This is a genomic window from Bacillus paranthracis (assembly GCF_001883995.1).
Taxonomy (GTDB): domain Bacteria; phylum Bacillota; class Bacilli; order Bacillales; family Bacillaceae_G; genus Bacillus_A; species Bacillus_A paranthracis.
This window is the reverse complement of the sequence record NZ_MACE01000033.1, coordinates 41,919-62,900: the sequence shown is the minus strand read 5'-3', so window position 1 is coordinate 62,900 and position 20,982 is coordinate 41,919. Positions and strand designations below refer to the sequence as shown.

Below are 20,982 nucleotides of genomic sequence, written 5' to 3'. Positions count from 1 at the left end.
GACGATCTTGTTTTTACAAGGTCGTCTTTTTTTAAGGGAAAGTTAAGAAACTATTTTTAACATGTATTATATACAGAAAAGTTCGCCCTATAAAGAAGCGATTATAAAAAGGTATTTGAGTAGATTACATCGATCATAATGTTATTTCGATTATGAATAGGGAATGATGGAAAAGAAAGTGTAAGAGGGAGGAATTAATTTTGAAAAAGAAAATGATGACGGTATTCACTATTGGAGTAATGAGTTTAAGTATATTAGGGGGTGCCTCTCCTTCTGAAACATCAAAAGGAAAGACAGATTACACACAGCGCAGCAAAGAACAATTAAACAACGGAAAGATACATGCTGTGCATACAGAAGAAAAGGCGGAGAATTTAGGGATTGAAACGGCAGGGAAAGAACAAATTACGTTAGAAAAAGAAATCCATGAGACGGAAGTAGGAAGAGAAGCGAAGCAGCTAGGAATTTCGATTGAAGGAAAAGATGTTGGAACTCTTTCAGAAGAAATCTATGAAACAAAAGTGAAGCAAGAAGCGTTAAAGCTAGGCCTATCAATAGAAAACACATCAATTGTAAATTTGATTACTCAAATTAATACGATTAAAATTAGCGATGAAGCGGATAAATTAGGTATTTCAACAAATGGAAAAGAAATAGAGGACATTGCGGAAGAAATCTATGGAACGAAAGTAAGAGAGGAAGCAGGGAAGTTAGGTATTTCACAAAAAGGAAAAGAGATAGAAGAGTTAGCACAAGAAGTATACGAACAAAAAGTGCAAGAAGAGGCAAAAAAATATCATATTGATTTGTATGGGAAAGATATATATCAAGTATTAAGTGAAATTAATGAACAAAAGGTGTTACAAATGGCAGATGAGCTTAATATCGATAAAACGAATATGAATGCTCAAGAACTAGCAGAAAAAATAAAAAAAGATCAGCCTGAAAAAGGAAAAGAACTAAATTTTGTACCGGTGATTCGCACGGATGCTGACGCGTTTTATTCTTATTTAACGAACTAAGAAAGGCGTGAGAGTGATACGAAGGTTTAAGTGGTATATATGTATAGCATTACTAGCTATAGCGGTATGGAATGTATATACAAATGGAATTACAAAGTATATGGAAAAGTTAACATTCTTCAATATACAAAGTGAAAAAGAAGCGGAGTTTAGTAATAATGGTGAAAAGGTCATCTTATCAAATGTACCTTTCATTCAGCAGTTACCAGAGTTAGATAGAGGCTGTGAAGTGACGAGCTTAGCGATGATGTTACAATACGCAGGTATTACAGTGGATAAGATGAAATTAGCAAACGAAATAAAGAAAGTTGATTTTATGAACGATGGTGTACGTGGGAATCCGAATGAAGGATTCGTAGGAAATATTTATACCTTTTCTGAATCAGGATATGGTGTATATCATGGACCACTTTTTCAATTAGCGAAAAAGTATTTACCTAACAAAGCTGTGGACTTAACAGGGAAGAGTATAGGAGAACTTTATAAGAGTGTAAAATCAGGACAACCGGTAGTTATGATTACAAATGCAACATTTGCGCCATTAGATGAAGATGAATTTACTACATGGGAAACAAATAGTGGAGATGTTTCTATTACGTATAATGAACATTGTGTAGTACTTATTGGATATGATAAGGAATTTGTATACATTCGAGATCCTCTAAGTGATAGTTTAGATGTAAAAGTACCGAGAGAAAACTTTGAACAGGCATGGGTGCAAATGGGGAGTCAGGCGATTAGTTATGTGAAAAGCAATTAGTAAGGAAAGGGATGTAAGGAATTGTAAGAGGAGTTTTTGTGGGGGCTTTTTGTTACGAAATAAGAGAACTTCAGCATATATAATAAGCTGAAGTTCTCTTATTTTTTATGATTAAATCTTTAGAAGGAGTGAATATGTAAAAATGCATAATTGACAAAAATATTACATGTTATCATTATATATTGTTTTATATATGTCGTTTGTATAAAATTACACAAGTATTCACATTCCATAAAGGAGGCTTATTATGCAAAAAATATTTAACTGGGTTAAATGTATGAGTATCAAGAAAAAATTAATCATTTCATTTTTTCTTATTTTAACTATACCAGGACTTATTATCGGTGGTGTTTCATATCAAACTGCCAAAACAAATTTTGAACAACAAATCACAGGTAAAGCAAAGGAAAATATTTCGATTTTAAATACTGTTATTTCTCAAAATATAGAAGAGAAATTTGTTGATGCAGCATACTTTGCGGACATCTTAACAGAGGATACATATCCAAACGGACAAGAAGAAATAGTAAGAACGAAATTAGCGCAATATATAAAACTTCATCCAGAAGTAGAAGGTATTTATATTGGAACGCAGACAGGAAAGTTTATAAGAGAACCATTTATCAAAATGGATGATGGGTATAATCCAACAGATAGATCTTGGTATAAAGAAGCACATGAAAATAAAGGGAAAGTAATTGTTACTGCACCATATCAATCAGCATCTACAAAAAATATGGTAGTGACAATTGCAAAAGAAGTAAAAGATGGTAAAGGTGTTATAGGAATTAACTTAAATTTAGATAACATCTTGAAAATTTCCAAAATGATTAACATTGGTGAAAAAGGTTATGCAGTTATTTTAGATCAAAATAAGCAAATTGTTAGTCATCCATCTAGAAAACCAGGTGCAAAAGTTACTGACCCTTGGATTAAACCGATTTATGAAGAAAAACAAGGAAATGTCTCTTATACAGAACAAGATGATAAAAAGAATTTAATCTTTGCAACAAATGAGAAAACGGGCTGGAAAGTAGTTGGAGTTATGTTTGATGAAGAAATTACCCAAGCTGCGAATCCAGTATTTTATAAGACTTTTATTGTTATTGCTATCGCTATTGTATTTGGTAGTGTATTAATTTATTTCATTACAAAGTCTATTACAAGACCATTAAGAAAAATAGCTGACTCGGCACATAAAATTAGTAAGGGAGATTTAACAGAGAAAATTACAATCTATTCCAAGGATGACATAGGGAAATTAGGGAATTCCTTTAATGAAATGTCTGCCTCTTTACAAGATGTGGTTACTCAAATTAGTTTTTCAGCAGAACATGTGGCGGCATCGGCTGAAGAGTTAACAGCGAGCGTACAGCAAGCAAATGATGCGACAGATCAAATTACAATTGCAATGGAACAAGTATCAGGTGGGGCTGAATCACAAAGTCAAGGTGTTGAAGAAGGTGCGGCTACATTACAACAAGTAAATACAGCAATTCAAGATGTAACTGGAAGTGCAGAATCAATTTCTATCTCCTCATTGCATGCGAGAGAAAGAGCTGAAGAAGGGGAGGAATTGGTTGAACAAACAGCAAAACAAATGCAGTCTATTTCTAGGTCGGTATCCGAGTCAGATGCCATTATTAAACTTCTTGATGAGAAATCAAAGCAGGTAGGAGCTATTTCTGAAGCAATTCAAAATATCGCTACTCAAACGAACCTTTTAGCTTTAAATGCGGCTATTGAAGCAGCAAGAGCAGGTGAACAGGGCCGAGGGTTTGCTATTGTAGCAGATGAGGTTAGAAAATTAGCGGAGCAATCAGGAGAATCATCTGGAGAGATTGCGAATTTAATTGCAGAAATTAAGGCTGATATTGAACAGACTGTTAAGGCGATGGATAATGTGAATGGGGAAGTCCAACAAGGCCTTGATGTTGTAACAAAAACGAAAGTAAGTTTTACGGAAATTTTAAGTTCTACTACACATATTGTTTCTCAAGTGAATCAAATGGTAGAAACAACGAAGAGAATTGCTGGAGATGCAAATGAAGTGACAAATGCTATTGATGAAATTGCAGCGGCTGCAGAAGAAAATACAGCTAGTATACAAAGTGTTGCTGCTTCGACAGAAGAACAAATGAATTCAATGGAAGAAATTAGTTCAGCTTCACAAAATTTAGCTGAGATGGCCGAAGAACTACAAGCGATGACTAGTAAATTTAAAGTATAATAACAGCAGATAAGTAAGGTGAAAATAATATCACCTTACTTATTTTTCTATTCAGCAATTAGGGGAGTCATTAATGGGATGAAAAAAAGAAAAAGACTATGGAATTTATGGAAAACGATTACATTGTTAGTTTGTACAGTTGTAATTTTTTCTTTACTTATGACAGATATATTAATTAGTCATAATGTAGAACGGACAACGGAGGATAGCCAAGCAGAGAAAGCAAAAACAATTGCACACATTGTGGCGAATGATTCGATTGTAATCGATGGTTTAATTGGGAAAGCGGATACTGCTGCAATCCAAACGTATACAAATAGAATATTAAAAAACACAGGTGTTCAATTTATTGTAGTTATGGACATGAATGGAATAAGAAAATCACATCCAAATCCTCAAAAAATAGGTCATCATTTTATTGGGGGAGATGAAGGGCCTGCATTGAAAGGAAAGGAACATGTATCGCTGGCAGAAGGAACTTTAGGTATTTCAATGCGAGTGTTTGTACCTGTATTTTCTGAAACAGGTGAACAGCTTGGAGCGGTGGCCGTTGGTATTTCAGCAGATAATGTAAAAGAGAGAGTTAAGGAAAGTAGACATATCATTTATATTGGTGTCGGAGTTGGAGTACTAGTCGGAATTATAGGAGCAATATTGCTAGCTAGACATATAAAGAAAAGTTTATTCGGTCTTGAACCTCACAGAATAGCGAAAATTCTCGAAGAAAGAAATACGATGTTACAATCTGTAAAGGAAGGTATTATTGCTGTAGATAAAGAGGCCAATGTAACTTTAATAAATAATGAGGCAAAACGATTGTTTAAGAAAAGTGGTCTTGAAGAAGATTTTATTGGTAAAGATGTTGAGTTGTATATGCCTAATTCACGTATAAAAGAAGTATTACAAACGGGAGAAGTACAATTAAACGAAGAACAAAATATTTATGGAATTACGATTGTGACGAATCGTGTTCCTTTATATGTAAAAGGAGAAATAGTTGGTGCGATTGCAACATTTCGTGATAAAACAGAGATTAGAAAATTAGCAGAAGAATTAACTGGTATTAGGTTATATGCGGAAGCATTACGGGCACAATCGCATGAATTTATGAATAAAATGCATGTCGTATTAGGGCTTACACACATGAAGCAGTATGAAGAGTTACAGAAATATATAAGCGGTATGGTATCAGAGCATCAATATGAAATTGGTGGGATTATGAAAAGAATAAAAAGTCCAGTATTTGCTGGTTTTTTACTCGGGAAACTTAGCTATGCTAGAGAGAAGAATATAAAATTAATTATAAGTGAAGATTCTTACATGCCGGAAATAGAGGATGAAAGTATTACTCATGAACTGATTACGATTGTAGGAAATTTAATTGATAATGCATTAGAGGCAGTGGCAAATTGTGAAAAGAAGCAAGTTGAAGTTAAGATACAATATGGGGATACACTAATTATTACAGTACAAGATACGGGAAAAGGTATACAAGAAGAAGAAATAGGGGCATTATTTACGAAAGGTTATTCCACAAAGGGAGATAACCGTGGTTATGGTTTGTATCTTGTAACAGAAAGTATACAGCGAATAAATGGGGAAATTCATGTGTATTCATTAGTAGGAAAGGGAACAACGATAACAATTGAAATACCTAAAGGTAGGGATGAGAGGCAAATATGATTAAAGTTTTAATTGTAGAAGATGACCCGATGGTAGCAATGTTAAATACGCATTATTTAGAGCAAGTAGGAGGGTTTGAACTTGTTCAAGCAGTTAATTCGGTAAAATCGGCGATAGAAGTATTAGAGGAATCAAGAGTAGATTTAGTATTACTTGATATTTTTATGCCTGAAGAGACTGGATTTGAGCTTTTAATGCATATTCGGAACCAAGAAAAAGAAATCGATATTATGATGATTTCAGCTGTACATGATATGGGGAGTATTAAAAAAGCATTACAATATGGCGTAGTAGATTATTTAATTAAGCCATTTACATTTGAACGATTTAAAGAGGCGTTAACTATATATCGAGAAAAACTTACTTTCATGAAAGAACAACAAAAAATTAGTCAATCGGAATTAGATTCGTTAATTTTGCAAAAAGAAAAAAGAGAACCTACTGTCACGAAAGAGCTTCCGAAAGGATTAACGAAGCAAACGATGCAATTAATTTGGCGGAAGATCGAGTCGCTAAATGGACAAGCATTTACAACAGAGGAAATGGCGCAATTAGTTGGTGTTTCAAGGGTTTCTATTCGAAAGTATGTAATGTTTTTGACTGAAATTGGAGTGTTAGAAAACGAAATGGTGTATCAACATGTAGGGAGACCAGTGAGTAAATTAAGATGTATTGACCAAAATAAAATAGAGTTTTACGTATAAGCGACTTATTATAAGTCGCTTATACTTTTTTTAATTACAAAATCAATTACAAAACTTACAAAAACTATTTTTACTATTGAAAGCGTTTTAATATTGTTATTAAGAAAACAAGGGGGTGCCATATGGGAATTCAAAAGAATGTGGAAGCGGTATCATTTTCTGAAGGAAATGAAGTACAAAGAGAATCTTTCGCTTCTAAAATTATGAATGTGAAAATCGGTGTTATACCTTTACCGTTATATGTAGTATTGGCTGCTATTATTTATGGGGCATCTGTATATAATAAATTGCCAGCAGATATGATTGGTGGATTTGCAGTTATTATGATCATGGGTATTTTCTTAGGAGACATTGGGATGAGAATTCCAATTTTAAAAAATATCGGTGGTCCAGCAATACTTTCGTTGTTTATTCCATCATTACTTGTATTTTTTAACTGGATGAATCCAGCTTCAATGGAAGCTGCGACTATGTTAATGAAAAAATCGAACTTTTTATATTTATATATTTCTTGTTTAGTAGTCGGAAGTATTTTAGGAATGAATCGTAAAGTATTAGTGCAAGGTTTCGTTCGTATGTTTATACCTTTAGTGGTAGGGACGTTAGCTTCTGTAGTAGTAGGATTATTGGTTGGTTCACTATTTGGATTTGAAATGAAGCAAACATTCTTCTTTATCATCGTACCAATTGTGAGTGGTGGTATCGGGGAAGGGATTTTACCATTGTCGCTAGCTTATAGTGATATTTTAAATGAATCATCAGCAACATTTGTATCACAGCTTATTCCAGCGGCTATTATTGGAAATATGTTCGCTATTGTGAGTGCAGGGTATATGAAGCGTTTAGGTGAGAAGAAACCGGAGCTTAGTGGTAACGGTGTATTAGTAAAAACAGATAATCAAGCCGAGTTATTAAAAGAACAAAATACAGAGAAGCCAATTGACTTCTCATTAATGGGAGCAGGTTTATTAATTGCGTGTACATTCTTCATCTTCGGAGGATTTGCTTCTAAGTTCATCGGTATTCCTGGGGCAATCATTATGATCTTCTCAGCAGCACTTGTGAAATACTTTAAATTAATGCCAGCAAAGATGGAGCAAGGAGCATTCCATCTATATAAATTCATTTCGAAGAATTTAACTTGGCCTTTAATGGTTGGACTAGGATTACTATATATTCCGCTAAAAGACGTAGCAGCAGTTCTTTCAGTAGGATATGTTGTCGTGTGCGCATCAGTTGTTCTTACAATGGTAGCATCAGGTTTCCTTGTAGGGAAAGTGATGAAAATGTATCCGGTTGAATCAGCAATTGTAACTGGATGTCATAGTGGTTTAGGTGGAACTGGAGATGTTGCTATTTTATCAGCTTCAAATCGAATGGAATTAATGCCGTTTGCGCAAATTTCGACTCGTTTAGGCGGGGCAGCAATGGTTGTAACAGCGACAATTTTATTAAAAATGTTTTCATGATCAAACAAGCTAGCTATATTCATATAGCTAGCTTGTCAAATTAAGGAGAGATTATAAGTATGTTAGAAAATCAAATTAATGAAAGATCATTGTTATTGCATAAAGAATTAGTAGGAAAAATTGAAATTACAAGTAAAGTAGAAGTAAATTCAGCGGATGATCTAAGTCTGACATATACACCAGGTGTAGCGGAGTCTTGCAAAGCAATTGCAGCAGATGAAGAAACAGTGTATGACTATACAGCACGCGGTAATATGGTAGCAGTTGTCTCAGATGGAACAGCGGTACTCGGTTTAGGGAACATTGGACCGAAAGCAGCTATGCCTGTTATGGAAGGGAAGAGTATTTTATTTAAGAAATTTGCGAATGTAGATGCTTTCCCATTATGTTTAGGTACGACTGATGTGGATGAAATCGTTACCCTTGTGAAAAATTTAGAGCCTACGTTTGCAGGAATTAACTTAGAAGACATTGCGGCACCACGCTGTTTTGAAATTGAAAAACGATTAAAAGAAGAAACAAGTATTCCTGTATTCCATGATGATCAACATGGAACGGCTATTGTCGTTTTAGCAGCTGTTATTAATGCATTAAAAGTTGTTAGCAAACAAATGGATCATGTGAAAATTGTTATTAACGGTGCTGGTTCGGCAGGAATTGCAATTGGAAAATTATTATTAAAGGCTGGTGCAAAGCACATTACGTTAGTTAGCTTAGAAGGTATTGTTTGTGAAGGTGAAGCATGGATGAACGAAGCGCAAATTGAGGTTTCAAAAAAGACAAATCGAGAACATGTACGTGGAACGTTAAAAGAAGCGATTTATCAAGCTGATATTTTTATCGGTGTATCTGCTCCTAATGTACTAACGAAAGAGCTTGTAAAGACGATGAATGAGAAAGCAATTGTGTTCGCTATGGCGAATCCAATTCCAGAAATCTTCCCAGAGGATGCATTAAAGGCTGGGGCAGCTGTAGTAGGAACCGGGCGCTCAGATTATGCGAATCAAGTAAATAATGTATTGGCGTTCCCAGGAATATTCCGCGGTGCGTTAGATGTGCGCGCGACTGATATTACAGAAGAAATGAAATTAGCGGCAGCGTATGGGATCGCTAACATCATTACGGACGAAGAACGTAATGCGAATTATGTAATCCCGAATCCATTAGATAAAAGAGTTGTTCCAAGTGTTGCTGAAGCTGTGGCGAAGGCAGCTATTGATTCAGGCGTGGCGCAAATTACGAAAATACCAAGTTATTAATAGCTAAAAGCAGTGCCTAAAAGGCACTGCTTTTTTTGAGATAAGAAATCAAAATAATGAAGAAGTGTAAAATTATTTATTTATGTTTCTTCACTATTTATTTAATTCCATTGCAACTTGTTTACCATTTACTAAAACCTCAGTTACTGCTACGATCACTTCTATCATTTTTTTCATCTCTCATCTCTCCTCGTTTTATTTCTTACTTTAAGTATAAGAGAAGAGAGAGACTTCAACTATCGAAGTATATGACGTGGAAATTACATTGTTGTAAGAAACTATTTTAGTTCTGTCACTTTACTCAGTAGTAATTACAAATTGATCATAATATTTTTCATTCACGTATATATTTAATACCCATAATCCAGATGAAGGTAGTGACATAGTGAGTGGGAGTTCGGTTGTAGTGGAATCAATTATATTTGAAGTAGTCCAAGTTGGTTCGGAAGTTTCTTGTTGAAAGAGTACGGGTGTTGGGGTTACTGATCCTTGTTTTAGTGCAATAATAGATAGTTTTCCAGTTGGCATTTCAGGATCTAAAAAGTACCACATCATTTCATTTTTTTCATTTGCGATAATAGGGCTATCAGCCATTGCAATTTTTTCTTCGATACCTTTTAAAGGTGTTTTTTCTTGTATGAAGGAGGGTGTTTCTTCCCAATTTACATCTTTTAAAACGCTAAGATGAAAGAAGGAAGGTGCATTAACTTGGGTGGATGACGTGGCGATAGCTTCTTTTTTAGGTGCTTCTGAATCAGGCTGCAATTGCGAGCATCCAGTGATGAGAAAGGAGAAAAGTAGCATAGTTCCAATTTTTTTCATGGTGTCACACTCCTAATTTTTACTGTTAGTGTAATTGTATTTGCCAGAAAGAGGGACAATTCCTTTAAAGTATAAAAAGAGGTCGTAAGTTTTGTACGACCTCTTTTGACATTTTTTATATTTGTTCAGTTGAAAAGGTTGGTTCTCGTTCTTTTTGAGGCATCGTTAAGAAAATAACAGAAAGAACGATACATACGCCGCCTAGTAATTGATACGCTCCAAATGATTCATTTAGCCAAGCGATTGAAACAATAGCCGCTACAAGTGGTTCAATACTAGATAAAATGCTTGTTTCTGTTGCTGCTAAATATTTCAGACTACCGATATAAAGAAGGAAAGAAAGAGTGCCACTTATAATGATAAGGATAAGCATAGAAAAAGTTTTTGGTGTAAAGGTTTGTGAAAGTTGACTCCATCCAAACGAGCGATTAAAAATAAGCAGGGCGATGCCGCCGATTAGCATCCCCCAGCCAATTACTATGGTTGTTCCGCATTCTTTAATAAGAGAAGCTGGATGGAGGGTATAAAATGCAAATCCAATTGCTGTTAATAGGCCAAAAATAATGGCTTCTTTCGATAAAACAATATTTTCAATTGAACCGTTTGTAATAATAAAGTACGTTCCCGTGAGTGCAGTTATAATGGCGAGTAGTTGCATAGAAGCAGGGAATTTTCGTTGTTCAAATGCGACATAAATGGTAATAAGAGCAGGACCTAGAAATTGAAATAATGTCGCTGTGACCGCGTTACTAATATGAACTGTTTCGATAAAGGCATATTGCGCACCGAGCATGCCGAAAATAGAGAAAATAATAAGTTGTATAGAATGTCTAGGGTGTTTCCAAATTTGAAATATGTTTTGTTTCTTTATCAGTAAAAAAGATAAAATAAATAATCCTGCAAGCAACAAGCGAATTGTTAAAAAATCAATTGATGATACGTTAGTATGTTGAAATAGCCACTGAATCATCGGGCCAGATAATCCCCATAAGGTAGCTCCTGTAATAATCATAATGAGTCCAATCCGTCTACTGTTGTTCATAATCATGCATCTCCTCTCGAGTATTTGATTTTTTATGTGTGACATGATAAAAGGAATTATATATAACTTCTGGTACTGTAAAAAGTATCAGATTTTAGTTTTATTAAGGGGTCAGATATTATGTTAGAATTAACGCCTAATTTAAATATGAATAGTAAAAAGGCATTGTACGTGCAATTGTATGAGTATATAAAAAAAGAGATTAAGGATGGAACGATTTCCGCTTTTACAAAATTACCCGCAAAGAGAAAGCTGGCGAGCTATTTACAAGTGAGTAAGAATACAATAGAAGCGGCTTACGAGCAATTACTTGCAGAAGGTTACATTGAGTCGATATCAAGAAAAGGTTATTTTGTATGTAAATTTGAACAAATGATGGATGTAGAAGGAAGCGAAGCGAAAGTAGAAGAAGTATCGTTTCGGGAGGAGAACTATACATTTGATTTCACACAAACAGGGGTTGATACAAAAACTTTTCCGTTCACTATGTACCGCAAGCTTATAAATGATGTATGGCAGCCGCGTAATAATGATTTACTTTTTCTTGGACACCCTCAAGGAGAATTAAGCTTACGAGAGGAAATTGCGAACTATTTGTATGAATCTAGAGGTGTACGTTGTTCAGCTAGTCAAATTGTATTAGGTGCGGGAACACAAATATTAGTGAAGTTACTTTTTCAATTGTTGAAGGGAAGTAATTACGCTGTTGAAAATCCAGGGTACCATAGGAAAATGGTCGTTTTTGAACAGGGAGAAAAGAAGGTTCAAATGTTGTCTTTAGATAGGGACGGCATTTGTATGGCAGATTTAGAAAATAGCACTGCAAATGTTGTATTTGTAACTCCTTCTCATCAGTTTCCATATGGAATGATTATGCCTATTACGAGAAGGACGCAGCTTTTACAATGGGCAAAGAAAGAAGAAGATAGGTATATTATTGAAGATGATTACGATAGTGAATTTCGTTATTCAGGAAAGCCAATTCCGGCACTACAAGGGTTAGATACAGATGGGAAAGTTATTTATATGGGGACGTTATCAAAAGCTTTGTTGCCCTCATTACGGATGAGCTATATAGTATTACCGAAGAATTTAATTAAAAAGTATCAAAAAGAATATTTATTTTATACACAAAGTGTTTCAAGAATGGATCAAGAAGTGATTAGAAAGTTTTTACATGAAGGTTATTGGGAAAAACATATTCATAAAATGCGTGTCGTCTACCGGAAAAAGAGGGATCGACTTGTTTTTGAAATAGAGAAGTATTTCTCTAATCATGTTGAAGTGATAGGAGAAGATTCGGGATTACACATTTTATTAAAAGTACATAATGGAATGCGAGAAGAAGAACTCATTCAAGAAGCTGCAAAATATAGTATTAAAATATATCCTGTTTCTACGTACTATAAAGACGGTACTGCACCTGAAAATGTCGTTTTACTTGGGTTTGCGATCTTATCAGAAGAAGAAATTGCGCAAGCGATTCAACTATTAAATACAGCGTGGTTTAGAAAAAAGTAAAAAAACATCCTCATACATGAGAGGATGTTTTTTATTATTTATTTTCGTCTAAGAATAAGACCATATGCTCTTCGTCCCAATATTGTCCGTTATATTTTAATGAACGTTCTTGTACACCGAATGTTTTAAATCCTAATGATTCATAAAGTTTTTTTGCTCCATCGTTGCCAACAACAACATCAAGCATAACTTGTTCCACCTCTAAAGATTTAGCAAGCTCAAGACATTCTTTAATAAGTGCTTTCCCTGCTCCAAGTCCGCGTGCTTTTGGAGATACATATACAGAACCGATTTTAGCTTTATGTTCTTGTTTTACATATGGTTTCGTTTCCAGCGTTGCAACCCCGATTAATTTTCCATCTTTAAATGCACCTAGCGTATAGTTTTCATCTTGTGCTAATTTTTGTGCTTTATATTCAATCGCACACTCTTTATTAATAATATCTTCATAAGAAGAGCTGAAAGCCTCAGGGTTTTGCTTTAATCCTTCTACACGAAGTTCTAAGTAAATTTCCGCTTCGTCTTTTGTTAATACATGGATATCCAATTATATCACCCTCCAAATCTTTGACAAATGTATCTTTATTTTATATTGAAATAAGAATAATTTCAAAAGCTTAGCTTATATAAGCTGATTTTATGAACAAAATAACACCAGTAGTTTTTACTACTACTGGTGTTTTCACACACATATTATTCAAAAGGTAGCTCGATTATAAAGTTTGTTCCTACGTCTAATTTGCTTGTTACTAGAATGGCACCGTTATGCAATTCCACAATTTCTTTAGCAACAGCTAGCCCGATACCTTTTCCCCCAGTAGCTCTCGTTCTAGATTTATCAACACGATAAAAACGATCGAAAATATGCGGAATATCTTCTTCAGGAATACCTTCACCTTCATCTTGTACACTTATTGTAAAAGAATTTGTTTCAGCGAGTACGCGTATCGTAATAGTAGTGTTTTCTAGTGAGTGTTGATAAGCATTGTGTAATAAATTTAACATAACTTGTTCCATACGTCTTTCGTCTATGCAAACTCCTAAATCGTCTTTGCAATATACATGGAGTTGCATTTGTTTGTTAGTTAATGTTGTTTTTGTTTTTTCAACCATTCGCTCTAAAAAAGGCCTAAGAAGCACTTTTTGTTTTTTTATAACAAATTGGTGTTGTTCTAATTGTACAAGCATAAATAAATCTTGAACGAGATCAGTTACACTATCTGTTTCATCCTCAATGATTTGTAAGTATTCTTCTCGCTCTTCTTTCGTTAAAGTGTCTCTCTTTGCCACTTTCGCATAACCTTTCATATAGGTTAATGGAGTTAATAATTCATGAGCAACACTAGCGAGAAACTCACCTCTTTCTTTTTTCATATAAGTCAGTTCACTGGATAAATCTTCAATCGTTTTTGCTAAGCTTCCAAGTTCATCATTCCGTTTAATACCTAATTGAATTGGCTTATTTAATTTTGACATTTTTTCTGTTGCCCTCTTCATTTTGATGAGCGGTTCTGTAATAACACGAGAAAAAATAAAGACAGAAATAGTCGTTAAAATAATCGTCAAAACACTAATAATAAGAAATTGCTTCATGAGTTTAAGTAACATGTTTTCTAAGAAAGATGTTTTTAATAACATATATAACTTTCCTTGAAACTTTGTTGTGTTAAGTGGGCTTACTGTGGTGATGAATTTTGATTTTTTCCAGTTTCTTTCAACGATTAATCCGCTTTCTGGGACAGATTCTGTTTTACAAGTAAGTTGTTTTTTCATTTCTTTTGTTACGGGTTCTGAGGTGGAAATAATTTTGCCGTTATGGTCAGTAATAATAATAGCTATATCGGAGTTAGAAATTGATTCCGATTCAACTAAGTGTGCAGCCGCATTCGCAATATCGAACTCGGGGTACACGGGGCGTTTAGGATTTTTATTATGTTCAGTGTGTTGCATTTCTTTATAATATTCATCCCGTCTCTCGCGGTTTTTAATTTTTTTACTATAGCGATTACCTTTTTCTAAAAGAGCGAGTGTTTCCTCTTCAATGCGCATTTTAGAAATACTTTTGTAAAAAGATACGAAAGCAATCGTTTCAATGCATAAAGCTAATATTAAAAAGTATGTCCCGATTTTAAGTGAAAGTTTACTCATTTTCTCACCATACCTTATTCATAATAAAGGGTCAGTGGTATACTAGTTTCCACTGACCGAAGTGATTATTCACTTTTCCATTTATATCCGACCTTATAAACAGTTTCTAAGTAATTTTCAACTGGAAATCCTTTTTTCCGTAATTTATCGCGGATATTGCGAATATGTGAATCGATTGTTCTATATTCAATGTCTGTTTCATAACCCCAAATTTTTTCGATTAAATCATCTCGGCTATAAGCACGGTTTGTATTTTGTAAAAATAGTCCAAGTAACGAAAATTCGATAGGAGTCAGTGAGATTTTTTCGTCATACACTGTGACAGTATGTTTCGTTTTATCCCACTCAATACCATTGAAGCTAACAAATCCATCTTTCTTTGTACGGCGTAATATAGCCTCAATTCGTGCAACTAATACATGCTCATCAAATGGTTTTGTAATATAGTCATCTGCGCCGATCGTAAGGCCTTTTACCATATCGTAATTTTGATTACGAGCTGTTAGCATAATGATTGGAACGTTGGAAATTTGACGAATTTGATAGCAAGTATCCCATCCATCCATATTCGGCATCATTACATCTAACAAAACAATATCGAAGTCTTTTTGTTCTATTAACTTTAGTGCTTCAAGGCCAGAGGTAGCTTTCATACAAAAATAGCCACGAGGACTTAAGAACAGATCTAATAATCGTAACATACGTTCTTCATCGTCTACTAATAAAATTTTTACCATAATCTTGTGCACCCCAAACTGTTCATTCTACTTGTATAGTTTACATGAAAATGATAAAAAACTCTTTTTATGTGATTGAGTGGAAGAGTGATTTCTCGCTCAGAGTAATTGACATAAAAAATGCACTAGTTTTGCACAACTATTTTTTATAATAGAAAACGTAGCGACACAAAATACCCTATGTTGCGACATAACGTCATGTCATTTTATTTATAAAATGACAATTCCATTCTATTGTGTATGTGAGATAGAGAGGGTTTTCGTATTCACCTCGCATCGGATAAGAAAAATTTCCTATCTCACACTTTTTTTAAAAGGAGATCATACACATGAATCCAAAAGAAGAAATTTCAAAAAAAGAAAAGCAAGATCGTAATACGGTTGTCATGTGCGTTGCCGTATCTATGGTTATTATTATAAGTTGTGTAAATAAAATTTTGGGGATTTTATAATATAAAAAAAGCTTATTGCTTCTTAAGAAGCAATAAGCTTTTTTCGTTGTTAGGGGGAGTATTTTTATATAATAAACCAAGGTAAAATTGCTAATCCAGAAGTTACAATTGCTGTAGTAAATATTAAAAGCATAGCTCGTTTGTTTTGTTTCATGTCACATTCTCCTCTACATATCAAGTACATGCGATCAGCGTGGGATGTAGTTCCCCACTGAGTAAAGTTTCACTTTATATTTTTAGTATAATGAATGGAAAGGTTTGGTACGATCGATAAAGGTGACATGAAGATTACATTGTTGTAATGAAAAAAGCATCTTTCTTAATAAAAAGATGCTTTTGGAAAACTAGATTGAAGTATTAATCATTTAAGAATAGAACCATATGTTCTTCGTCCCAATATTGACCGTTATGTTTTAATGAACGCTCTTGTACGCCGTAAGTTTGGAAACCTAATGACTCATATAATTTTTTTGCTGCATCGTTACCAACTACAACATCGAGCATAAGTTGTTCTACATGTAATTTATCGGCATTTTCAATAATTGCTTTAATAAGAGCTCGTCCTGCTCCAAGGCCACGTGCTTTAGGGGAAACAAAAACGGAACCGATTTTTGCTTTATGTTCTTGTTTAATGAAAGGCTTTGTTTCTAAAGTAGCAATGCCGATTAAATCGTTATCTTTGAAGACACCTAGAGTATACTTATCCGGATTGCTTAATCGTTTTGCCATAGCAGCTACAGGATCCTCATGTTTAAGAACATCTTCATAAGAAGAGCTAAAAGCTTCCGGGTTCTTCGTTAAACCTTCCATACAAACTTTTAAATATATTTCTGCGTCCTCTGTCGTTAATAAGCGAATTTCCATCGTTGTAACCTCCTTGGTCGATTTCAAATAAAGTGAACCTTTTATAAGATTGTGTATGTGTTTTGTGAGCAGTCTCTTTTAATTTGTAAAAGAATGAAAAGATATATGCTACAATGTTTTGTTTTTTAATATGTAATGAAATTATATATTAACTTTATTAACTATTCAAGTGTTTAATATATTACATTTTTATAACTAAATAACTCCTCGATTGAGGAGTTATTTTAGTTATTCGATTGATAACCATCAATTCGATGTGGATGCGTGTAAATATTACAAGAGTCATTTCTAATAAATCCTACGACTGTAATGCCTAAATCGTGAGCGAGTTGCAATGCTAGTTTTGTTGGAGCGGATTTAGATAGAACAATTTCACATCCGATTTTTGAAACTTTGAGTAAAATTTCGGATGAAATACGCCCGCTAAATGCGATGATTTTTCCTTTAACAGATATATCGTTGCGTAAACAATGTCCATATATTTTATCTAATGCATTATGTCTTCCAATATCCATTCTTGATAGGAGGATATTGTTTCGATCACATAGCGCGGTATTGTGAACACCGCCGGTTTGGCGAAAGGTAGTAGAAGATTGTTGTAAAGTATTCATTAAGTAAAAGCATTCTTCAGGAGTAATTTTTATATGTATATCATGTAAATCTTTTGCTTTTGCTGCATCGTTAGCGAAAATAAAACCTTGTCTACCTTTTCCGCAGCAGGAAGTGATGTATCGTTTATTATATAAATTTTGATAGAGCGGATTTATTTTTGATGATGTTACATGGACAATTCCGTTATCTTTTTGAACCCATAGTTCTTCAATATCTTTATAGGAAGAAATAATCCCCTCAGAAATTAAAAAACCAATTACCATATCTTCAATATAATTTGGTGTACATACGACTGTTACATATTCTTCACCATTCAATTTAATAGTAATAGGAGATTCTGTAACAATCTCATCAGTTTGTTTTGAAAATGTACCAGAGTGATAGCGTACAATTGTATAACTCTCTTGCGTAGGTCCCATATGAAATTCCCCTTTTATATGTATTTTCTCCCACATTCATCATAAAACATTGAAAAAATAAAAACATCTATTAGAAGGAAGGTATCAGATTATTTTGGTTATTATTGTATATATACGATATAATAGAAATGTAGAATAGTGAAATTTTCAAGCTTTCGTAGTGATACCTTATAAACATCTAGAATCGACTTCATAAGAAAAGTATTTAGGCAGGGCGTTTCAAAAATATGTACAGTAATTCATTTGTGAAAACGGATTCACAAGTGTGTTGTACAGTTGGTTGTAAGGAGAGGGGAAACTATGGCAGAACAGACAGTCCGTGTAACCGTAGATGGTAAAGAATTTTCAGCATCAGGTGAAAAGACGATACTACAATTATTTAACGAGAGTAATTTGGAACATCCTCAAATTTGTCATGTACCAGAAGTAGATCCAATTCAAACTTGTGATACGTGTATTGTAGAAGTAGATGGGAAGTTAATGCGTGCTTGTTCAACGCAAATAGAGAATGGTATGCATATTGAAAGACAGTCACAGCGTGCGAAAGAGGCTCAGACTGAGGCGATGGATCGAATATTAGAGAATCATTTATTGTATTGTACCGTATGTGATAACAATAACGGTAATTGTAAGGTTCATAATACAGTACATATGATGGGAATTGAAGAACAGAAATATCCGTATGAGCCGAAAGTAAGTGCTTGTGAAGTGGATATGTCACATCCGTTTTATCGGTATGATCCAAATCAATGTATTGCTTGTGGACAGTGTGTAGAAGTATGTCAAAACCTACAGGTTAATGAAACGATATCGATAGACTGGAGCTTAGATCGTCCGCGTGTTATATGGGATCATGGTGTAAGTATAAATGACTCATCTTGTGTAAGTTGTGGGCAGTGTGTAACAGTATGTCCATGTAATGCGTTAATGGAAAAATCAATGTTAGGTGAAGCTGGATTCATGACAGGATTAAAACCAGATGTGTTAGATCCGATGATTGATTTTGTAAAGGATGTAGAGCCTGGATATAGTAGTATTTTAGCGGTTTCAGAAGTAGAGGCTGCGATGCGTAAGACGAAAGTGAATAAAACAAAAACAGTTTGTACATTTTGTGGTGTCGGTTGTTCATTCGAAGTATGGACGAAAGATCGCCATATATTAAAAGTGCAACCTGTTTCAGATGCACCGGTTAATGGTATTTCCACATGTGTAAAAGGTAAATTTGGATGGGACTTTGTAAATAGTGAAGATCGAATTACGAAGCCATTAATTCGCCAAGGAGATATGTTTGTTGAAGCTTCATGGGAAGAAGCGTTAGAAGTTGTTGCTTCTAACATGCAACATATTAAATCAGAATACGGCAGCGATGCATTTGGATTTATTTCTTCTTCGAAAGTAACGAATGAAGAAAATTATCTTATGCAAAAACTAGCTCGTCAAATATATGGAACAAATAATGTAGATAACTGCTCGCGTTATTGCCAATCTCCAGCAACAGATGGTTTATTTAAAACTGTCGGTATGGGCGGCGATGCTGGAACAGTGAAAGATATAGCTGAAGCAGGCCTTGTCATTATCGTTGGTGCGAACCCAACAGAAGGACATCCTGTACTCGCGACGCGTGTAAAACGTGCTCATAAATTACACGAGCAAAAACTGATTGTAGCAGATCTTCGTAAACATGAAATGGCAGAGCGTGCGGATTTATTTATTCATCCGCGCCAAGGTACAGATTACGTATGGCTTGCTGGTATTACGAAATATATTATTGATCAAGATTGGCATGATAAAAAGTTCATAGCTGAAAATGTGAAGAACTTTGATGAATATAGCACAATGTTAGAAAAGTATACGCTTGATTATACAGAAGAAATTACGGGAATTTCGAAAGAAAACCTGAAAGAAATGGCTCGTATGGTATATGAAGCAGATGGAACTTGTATACTTTGGGGAATGGGTGTAACGCAAAATACAGGAGGAAGTACAACATCTGCTGCCATTTCCAATTTACTGCTTGTTACGGGGAACTATCGTCGTCCTGGTGCAGGCGCATATCCATTACGAGGTCATAATAATGTACAAGGTGCTTGTGATATGGCGACATTACCAAACTGGCTTCCAGGTTATCAAGCAGTATCGGATGATACGCTTCGTGCTAAGTTTGAAAAAGCATACGGCACAACGATTCCGAAAGCACCAGGATTAAATAATATCGCAATGTTACTTGCGGCAGAAGAAGGAAAACTACGTGGTATGTATGTCATGGGGGAAGAAATGGCTTTAGTCGATTCCAATGCGAACCATGTGCAACATATTTTAGCGAATTTAGACTTCCTCGTTGTTCAAGATATGTTCTTATCAAAAACAGCTCGTTTTGCTGATGTTATTTTACCAGCGGCACCAAGCTTAGAAAAAGAAGGAACGTTTACGAATACAGAGCGACGTATTCAAAGATTATATGAAGTATTAAAACCACTAGGTGATTCAAAACCAGATTGGTGGATTTTACAAAAAGTTGCTCGTGCACTCGGCGGGGATTGGAATTACGAAAGTCCAAGTGAAATTATGGACGAAATCGCATCGCTTGCACCGTTATACTCTCAAGCAACGTACGATCGTCTAGAAGGATGGAATAGTTTATGTTGGGGTAGTCATGATGGTAGTGATACACCGCTATTATATGTAGACGGATTTAACTTCCCAGATAAACTAGCTCGTTTATCATTAGATGAATGGATACCACCAGTTGTAGCGCCAGATGAGTATGATTTACTTTTAAATAATGGACGTATGCTAGAACATTTCCATGAAGGGAATATGACGAATAAGTCGGCTGGTATTTTATCTAAAGTATCTGAAGTGTTCGTTGAAATTTCACCTGAGCTTGCTATAGAGCGCAATGTGAAAGATGGTGGTCTTGTAGAATTAGCATCACCATTTGGCAAAATTAAAGTACAAGCGCTTATTACTGAGCGTGTAACGGGGAAAGAGCTATACTTACCGATGCATGCAACGATAAATGAAGAAGCGATCAATATTTTAACTGGGACGGCAACAGACCTTTATACGTGTACACCGGCGTACAAACAAACGATGGTGAAAATGCGTGTATTACGTGAAAAAGGAAATCGTCCGTTACCATCTTCAAACCCGCGAGATAAAAAGCGTAATCCGCAAAATGGTGTTGAAATCGAGCAAAAATGGCAAAGAAAACAATACGTATCACTCGTGGACTAGG

At 34.8% G+C, this 20,982-nt stretch carries 17 protein-coding genes; 10 read left to right on the top strand and 7 right to left on the bottom strand.

Annotated features, from left to right (window positions below; all coding sequences use genetic code 11):
* The first annotated feature begins 200 nt into the window (after window positions 1-200).
* From BAQ46_RS14285 to BAQ46_RS14255, 7 genes are all read left to right on the top strand, one after another.
* On the top strand, window positions 201-1,022 hold the full coding sequence (locus tag BAQ46_RS14285; RefSeq protein WP_071742062.1) for a transporter: 822 nt from the start codon (window positions 201-203) through the stop codon (window positions 1,020-1,022).
* 13 nt (window positions 1,023-1,035) lie between these two features.
* Complete coding sequence (locus tag BAQ46_RS14280) at window positions 1,036-1,782, top strand: C39 family peptidase (RefSeq protein WP_061131289.1); 747 nt, start codon at window positions 1,036-1,038, stop codon at window positions 1,780-1,782.
* A 247-nt stretch (window positions 1,783-2,029) separates the two neighbouring features.
* Complete coding sequence (locus tag BAQ46_RS14275) at window positions 2,030-4,012, top strand: methyl-accepting chemotaxis protein (protein WP_061131290.1); 1,983 nt, start codon at window positions 2,030-2,032, stop codon at window positions 4,010-4,012.
* 78 nt (window positions 4,013-4,090) lie between these two features.
* Window positions 4,091-5,695: a sensor histidine kinase gene (locus tag BAQ46_RS14270; RefSeq protein WP_061131291.1), complete on the top strand. Its 1,605-nt coding sequence runs from the start codon at window positions 4,091-4,093 to the stop codon at window positions 5,693-5,695.
* The gene (locus tag BAQ46_RS14265; protein WP_000598675.1) at window positions 5,692-6,399 is read left to right on the top strand and encodes a response regulator; all 708 of its coding nucleotides are present in this window, start codon (window positions 5,692-5,694) and stop codon (window positions 6,397-6,399) included. Before BAQ46_RS14270 ends, BAQ46_RS14265 begins: the two co-directional genes overlap by 4 nt.
* A gap of 122 nt (window positions 6,400-6,521) precedes the next feature.
* A complete protein-coding gene (locus BAQ46_RS14260) occupies window positions 6,522-7,868 on the top strand; it encodes a 2-hydroxycarboxylate transporter family protein (protein ID WP_000512726.1) in 1,347 nt (448 codons plus the stop codon).
* A gap of 59 nt (window positions 7,869-7,927) precedes the next feature.
* Window positions 7,928-9,127, top strand: a complete 1,200-nt coding sequence (locus tag BAQ46_RS14255) for an NAD(P)-dependent malic enzyme (RefSeq protein WP_000892425.1) — start codon at window positions 7,928-7,930, stop codon at window positions 9,125-9,127.
* 297 nt (window positions 9,128-9,424) lie between these two features.
* On the opposite strand, the gene BAQ46_RS14250 is transcribed toward BAQ46_RS14255, so the two are convergent.
* Together BAQ46_RS14250 and BAQ46_RS14245 are read right to left on the bottom strand one after the other, a co-directional pair.
* The gene (locus BAQ46_RS14250; RefSeq protein ID WP_071742061.1) at window positions 9,425-9,949 is read right to left on the bottom strand and encodes a DUF4871 domain-containing protein; all 525 of its coding nucleotides are present in this window, start codon (window positions 9,947-9,949) and stop codon (window positions 9,425-9,427) included.
* Between the two features lie 115 nt (window positions 9,950-10,064).
* Window positions 10,065-10,991 carry a DMT family transporter gene (locus BAQ46_RS14245; RefSeq protein WP_071742060.1) on the bottom strand — a complete coding sequence of 309 codons (927 nt, stop codon included), beginning with the start codon at window positions 10,989-10,991 and terminating at the stop codon, window positions 10,065-10,067.
* Between the two features lie 120 nt (window positions 10,992-11,111).
* Between BAQ46_RS14245 and pdxR the strand changes: the two genes are divergently transcribed.
* Window positions 11,112-12,512 (top strand): MocR-like pyridoxine biosynthesis transcription factor PdxR, encoded by a 1,401-nt coding sequence (gene pdxR, locus BAQ46_RS14240; protein ID WP_000891903.1) that lies wholly within the window; start codon window positions 11,112-11,114, stop codon window positions 12,510-12,512.
* Window positions 12,513-12,546: 34 nt separating this feature from the next.
* On the opposite strand, the gene BAQ46_RS14235 is transcribed toward pdxR, so the two are convergent.
* From BAQ46_RS14235 to BAQ46_RS14225, 3 genes are all read right to left on the bottom strand, one after another.
* Entirely contained in the window at window positions 12,547-13,059 is a 513-nt protein-coding gene (locus BAQ46_RS14235; protein ID WP_000351212.1) for a GNAT family N-acetyltransferase, read from the bottom strand.
* A gap of 146 nt (window positions 13,060-13,205) precedes the next feature.
* On the bottom strand, window positions 13,206-14,660 hold the full coding sequence (locus BAQ46_RS14230; protein WP_071742059.1) for a sensor histidine kinase: 1,455 nt from the start codon (window positions 14,658-14,660) through the stop codon (window positions 13,206-13,208).
* Between the two features lie 65 nt (window positions 14,661-14,725).
* Window positions 14,726-15,397 carry a response regulator transcription factor gene (locus tag BAQ46_RS14225; RefSeq protein ID WP_000238954.1) on the bottom strand — a complete coding sequence of 224 codons (672 nt, stop codon included), beginning with the start codon at window positions 15,395-15,397 and terminating at the stop codon, window positions 14,726-14,728.
* Between the two features lie 329 nt (window positions 15,398-15,726).
* Between BAQ46_RS14225 and BAQ46_RS31380 the strand changes: the two genes are divergently transcribed.
* The gene (locus BAQ46_RS31380) at window positions 15,727-15,849 is read left to right on the top strand and encodes a hypothetical protein (protein ID WP_001068392.1); all 123 of its coding nucleotides are present in this window, start codon (window positions 15,727-15,729) and stop codon (window positions 15,847-15,849) included.
* Window positions 15,850-16,206: 357 nt separating this feature from the next.
* On the opposite strand, the gene BAQ46_RS14215 is transcribed toward BAQ46_RS31380, so the two are convergent.
* Window positions 16,207-16,713, bottom strand: a complete 507-nt coding sequence (locus BAQ46_RS14215) for a GNAT family N-acetyltransferase (RefSeq protein ID WP_000405875.1) — start codon at window positions 16,711-16,713, stop codon at window positions 16,207-16,209.
* A gap of 224 nt (window positions 16,714-16,937) precedes the next feature.
* Window positions 16,938-17,744, bottom strand: a complete 807-nt coding sequence (gene fdhD / locus BAQ46_RS14210; protein ID WP_000529212.1) for a formate dehydrogenase accessory sulfurtransferase FdhD — start codon at window positions 17,742-17,744, stop codon at window positions 16,938-16,940.
* Between the two features lie 300 nt (window positions 17,745-18,044).
* Between fdhD and fdhF the strand changes: the two genes are divergently transcribed.
* Window positions 18,045-20,981 carry a formate dehydrogenase subunit alpha gene (gene fdhF, locus BAQ46_RS14205; protein WP_000840655.1) on the top strand — a complete coding sequence of 979 codons (2,937 nt, stop codon included), beginning with the start codon at window positions 18,045-18,047 and terminating at the stop codon, window positions 20,979-20,981.
* Window position 20,982: the final 1 nt, after the last annotated feature.

What these genes read in the sequence shown, in the direction of transcription:
- BAQ46_RS14275 (WP_061131290.1), top strand. Translation starts at nt 2,030, where the DNA reads ATGCAAAAAATATTTAACTGGGTTAAATGTATGAGTATCAAGAAAAAA.
- BAQ46_RS14270 (WP_061131291.1), top strand. Translation starts at nt 4,091, where the DNA reads ATGAAAAAAAGAAAAAGACTATGGAATTTATGGAAAACGATTACATTG.
- BAQ46_RS14265 (WP_000598675.1), top strand. Translation starts at nt 5,692, where the DNA reads ATGATTAAAGTTTTAATTGTAGAAGATGACCCGATGGTAGCAATGTTA.
- BAQ46_RS14260 (WP_000512726.1), top strand. Translation starts at nt 6,522, where the DNA reads ATGGGAATTCAAAAGAATGTGGAAGCGGTATCATTTTCTGAAGGAAAT.
- BAQ46_RS14255 (WP_000892425.1), top strand. Translation starts at nt 7,928, where the DNA reads ATGTTAGAAAATCAAATTAATGAAAGATCATTGTTATTGCATAAAGAA.
- BAQ46_RS14250 (WP_071742061.1), bottom strand. Translation starts at nt 9,949, where the DNA reads ATGAAAAAAATTGGAACTATGCTACTTTTCTCCTTTCTCATCACTGGA.
- BAQ46_RS14245 (WP_071742060.1), bottom strand. Translation starts at nt 10,991, where the DNA reads ATGAACAACAGTAGACGGATTGGACTCATTATGATTATTACAGGAGCT.
- pdxR (WP_000891903.1), top strand. Translation starts at nt 11,112, where the DNA reads ATGTTAGAATTAACGCCTAATTTAAATATGAATAGTAAAAAGGCATTG.
- BAQ46_RS14230 (WP_071742059.1), bottom strand. Translation starts at nt 14,660, where the DNA reads ATGAGTAAACTTTCACTTAAAATCGGGACATACTTTTTAATATTAGCT.
- BAQ46_RS14225 (WP_000238954.1), bottom strand. Translation starts at nt 15,397, where the DNA reads ATGGTAAAAATTTTATTAGTAGACGATGAAGAACGTATGTTACGATTA.
- BAQ46_RS31380 (WP_001068392.1), top strand. Translation starts at nt 15,727, where the DNA reads ATGAATCCAAAAGAAGAAATTTCAAAAAAAGAAAAGCAAGATCGTAAT.
- BAQ46_RS14215 (WP_000405875.1), bottom strand. Translation starts at nt 16,713, where the DNA reads ATGGAAATTCGCTTATTAACGACAGAGGACGCAGAAATATATTTAAAA.
- fdhD (WP_000529212.1), bottom strand. Translation starts at nt 17,744, where the DNA reads ATGGGACCTACGCAAGAGAGTTATACAATTGTACGCTATCACTCTGGT.
- fdhF (WP_000840655.1), top strand. Translation starts at nt 18,045, where the DNA reads ATGGCAGAACAGACAGTCCGTGTAACCGTAGATGGTAAAGAATTTTCA.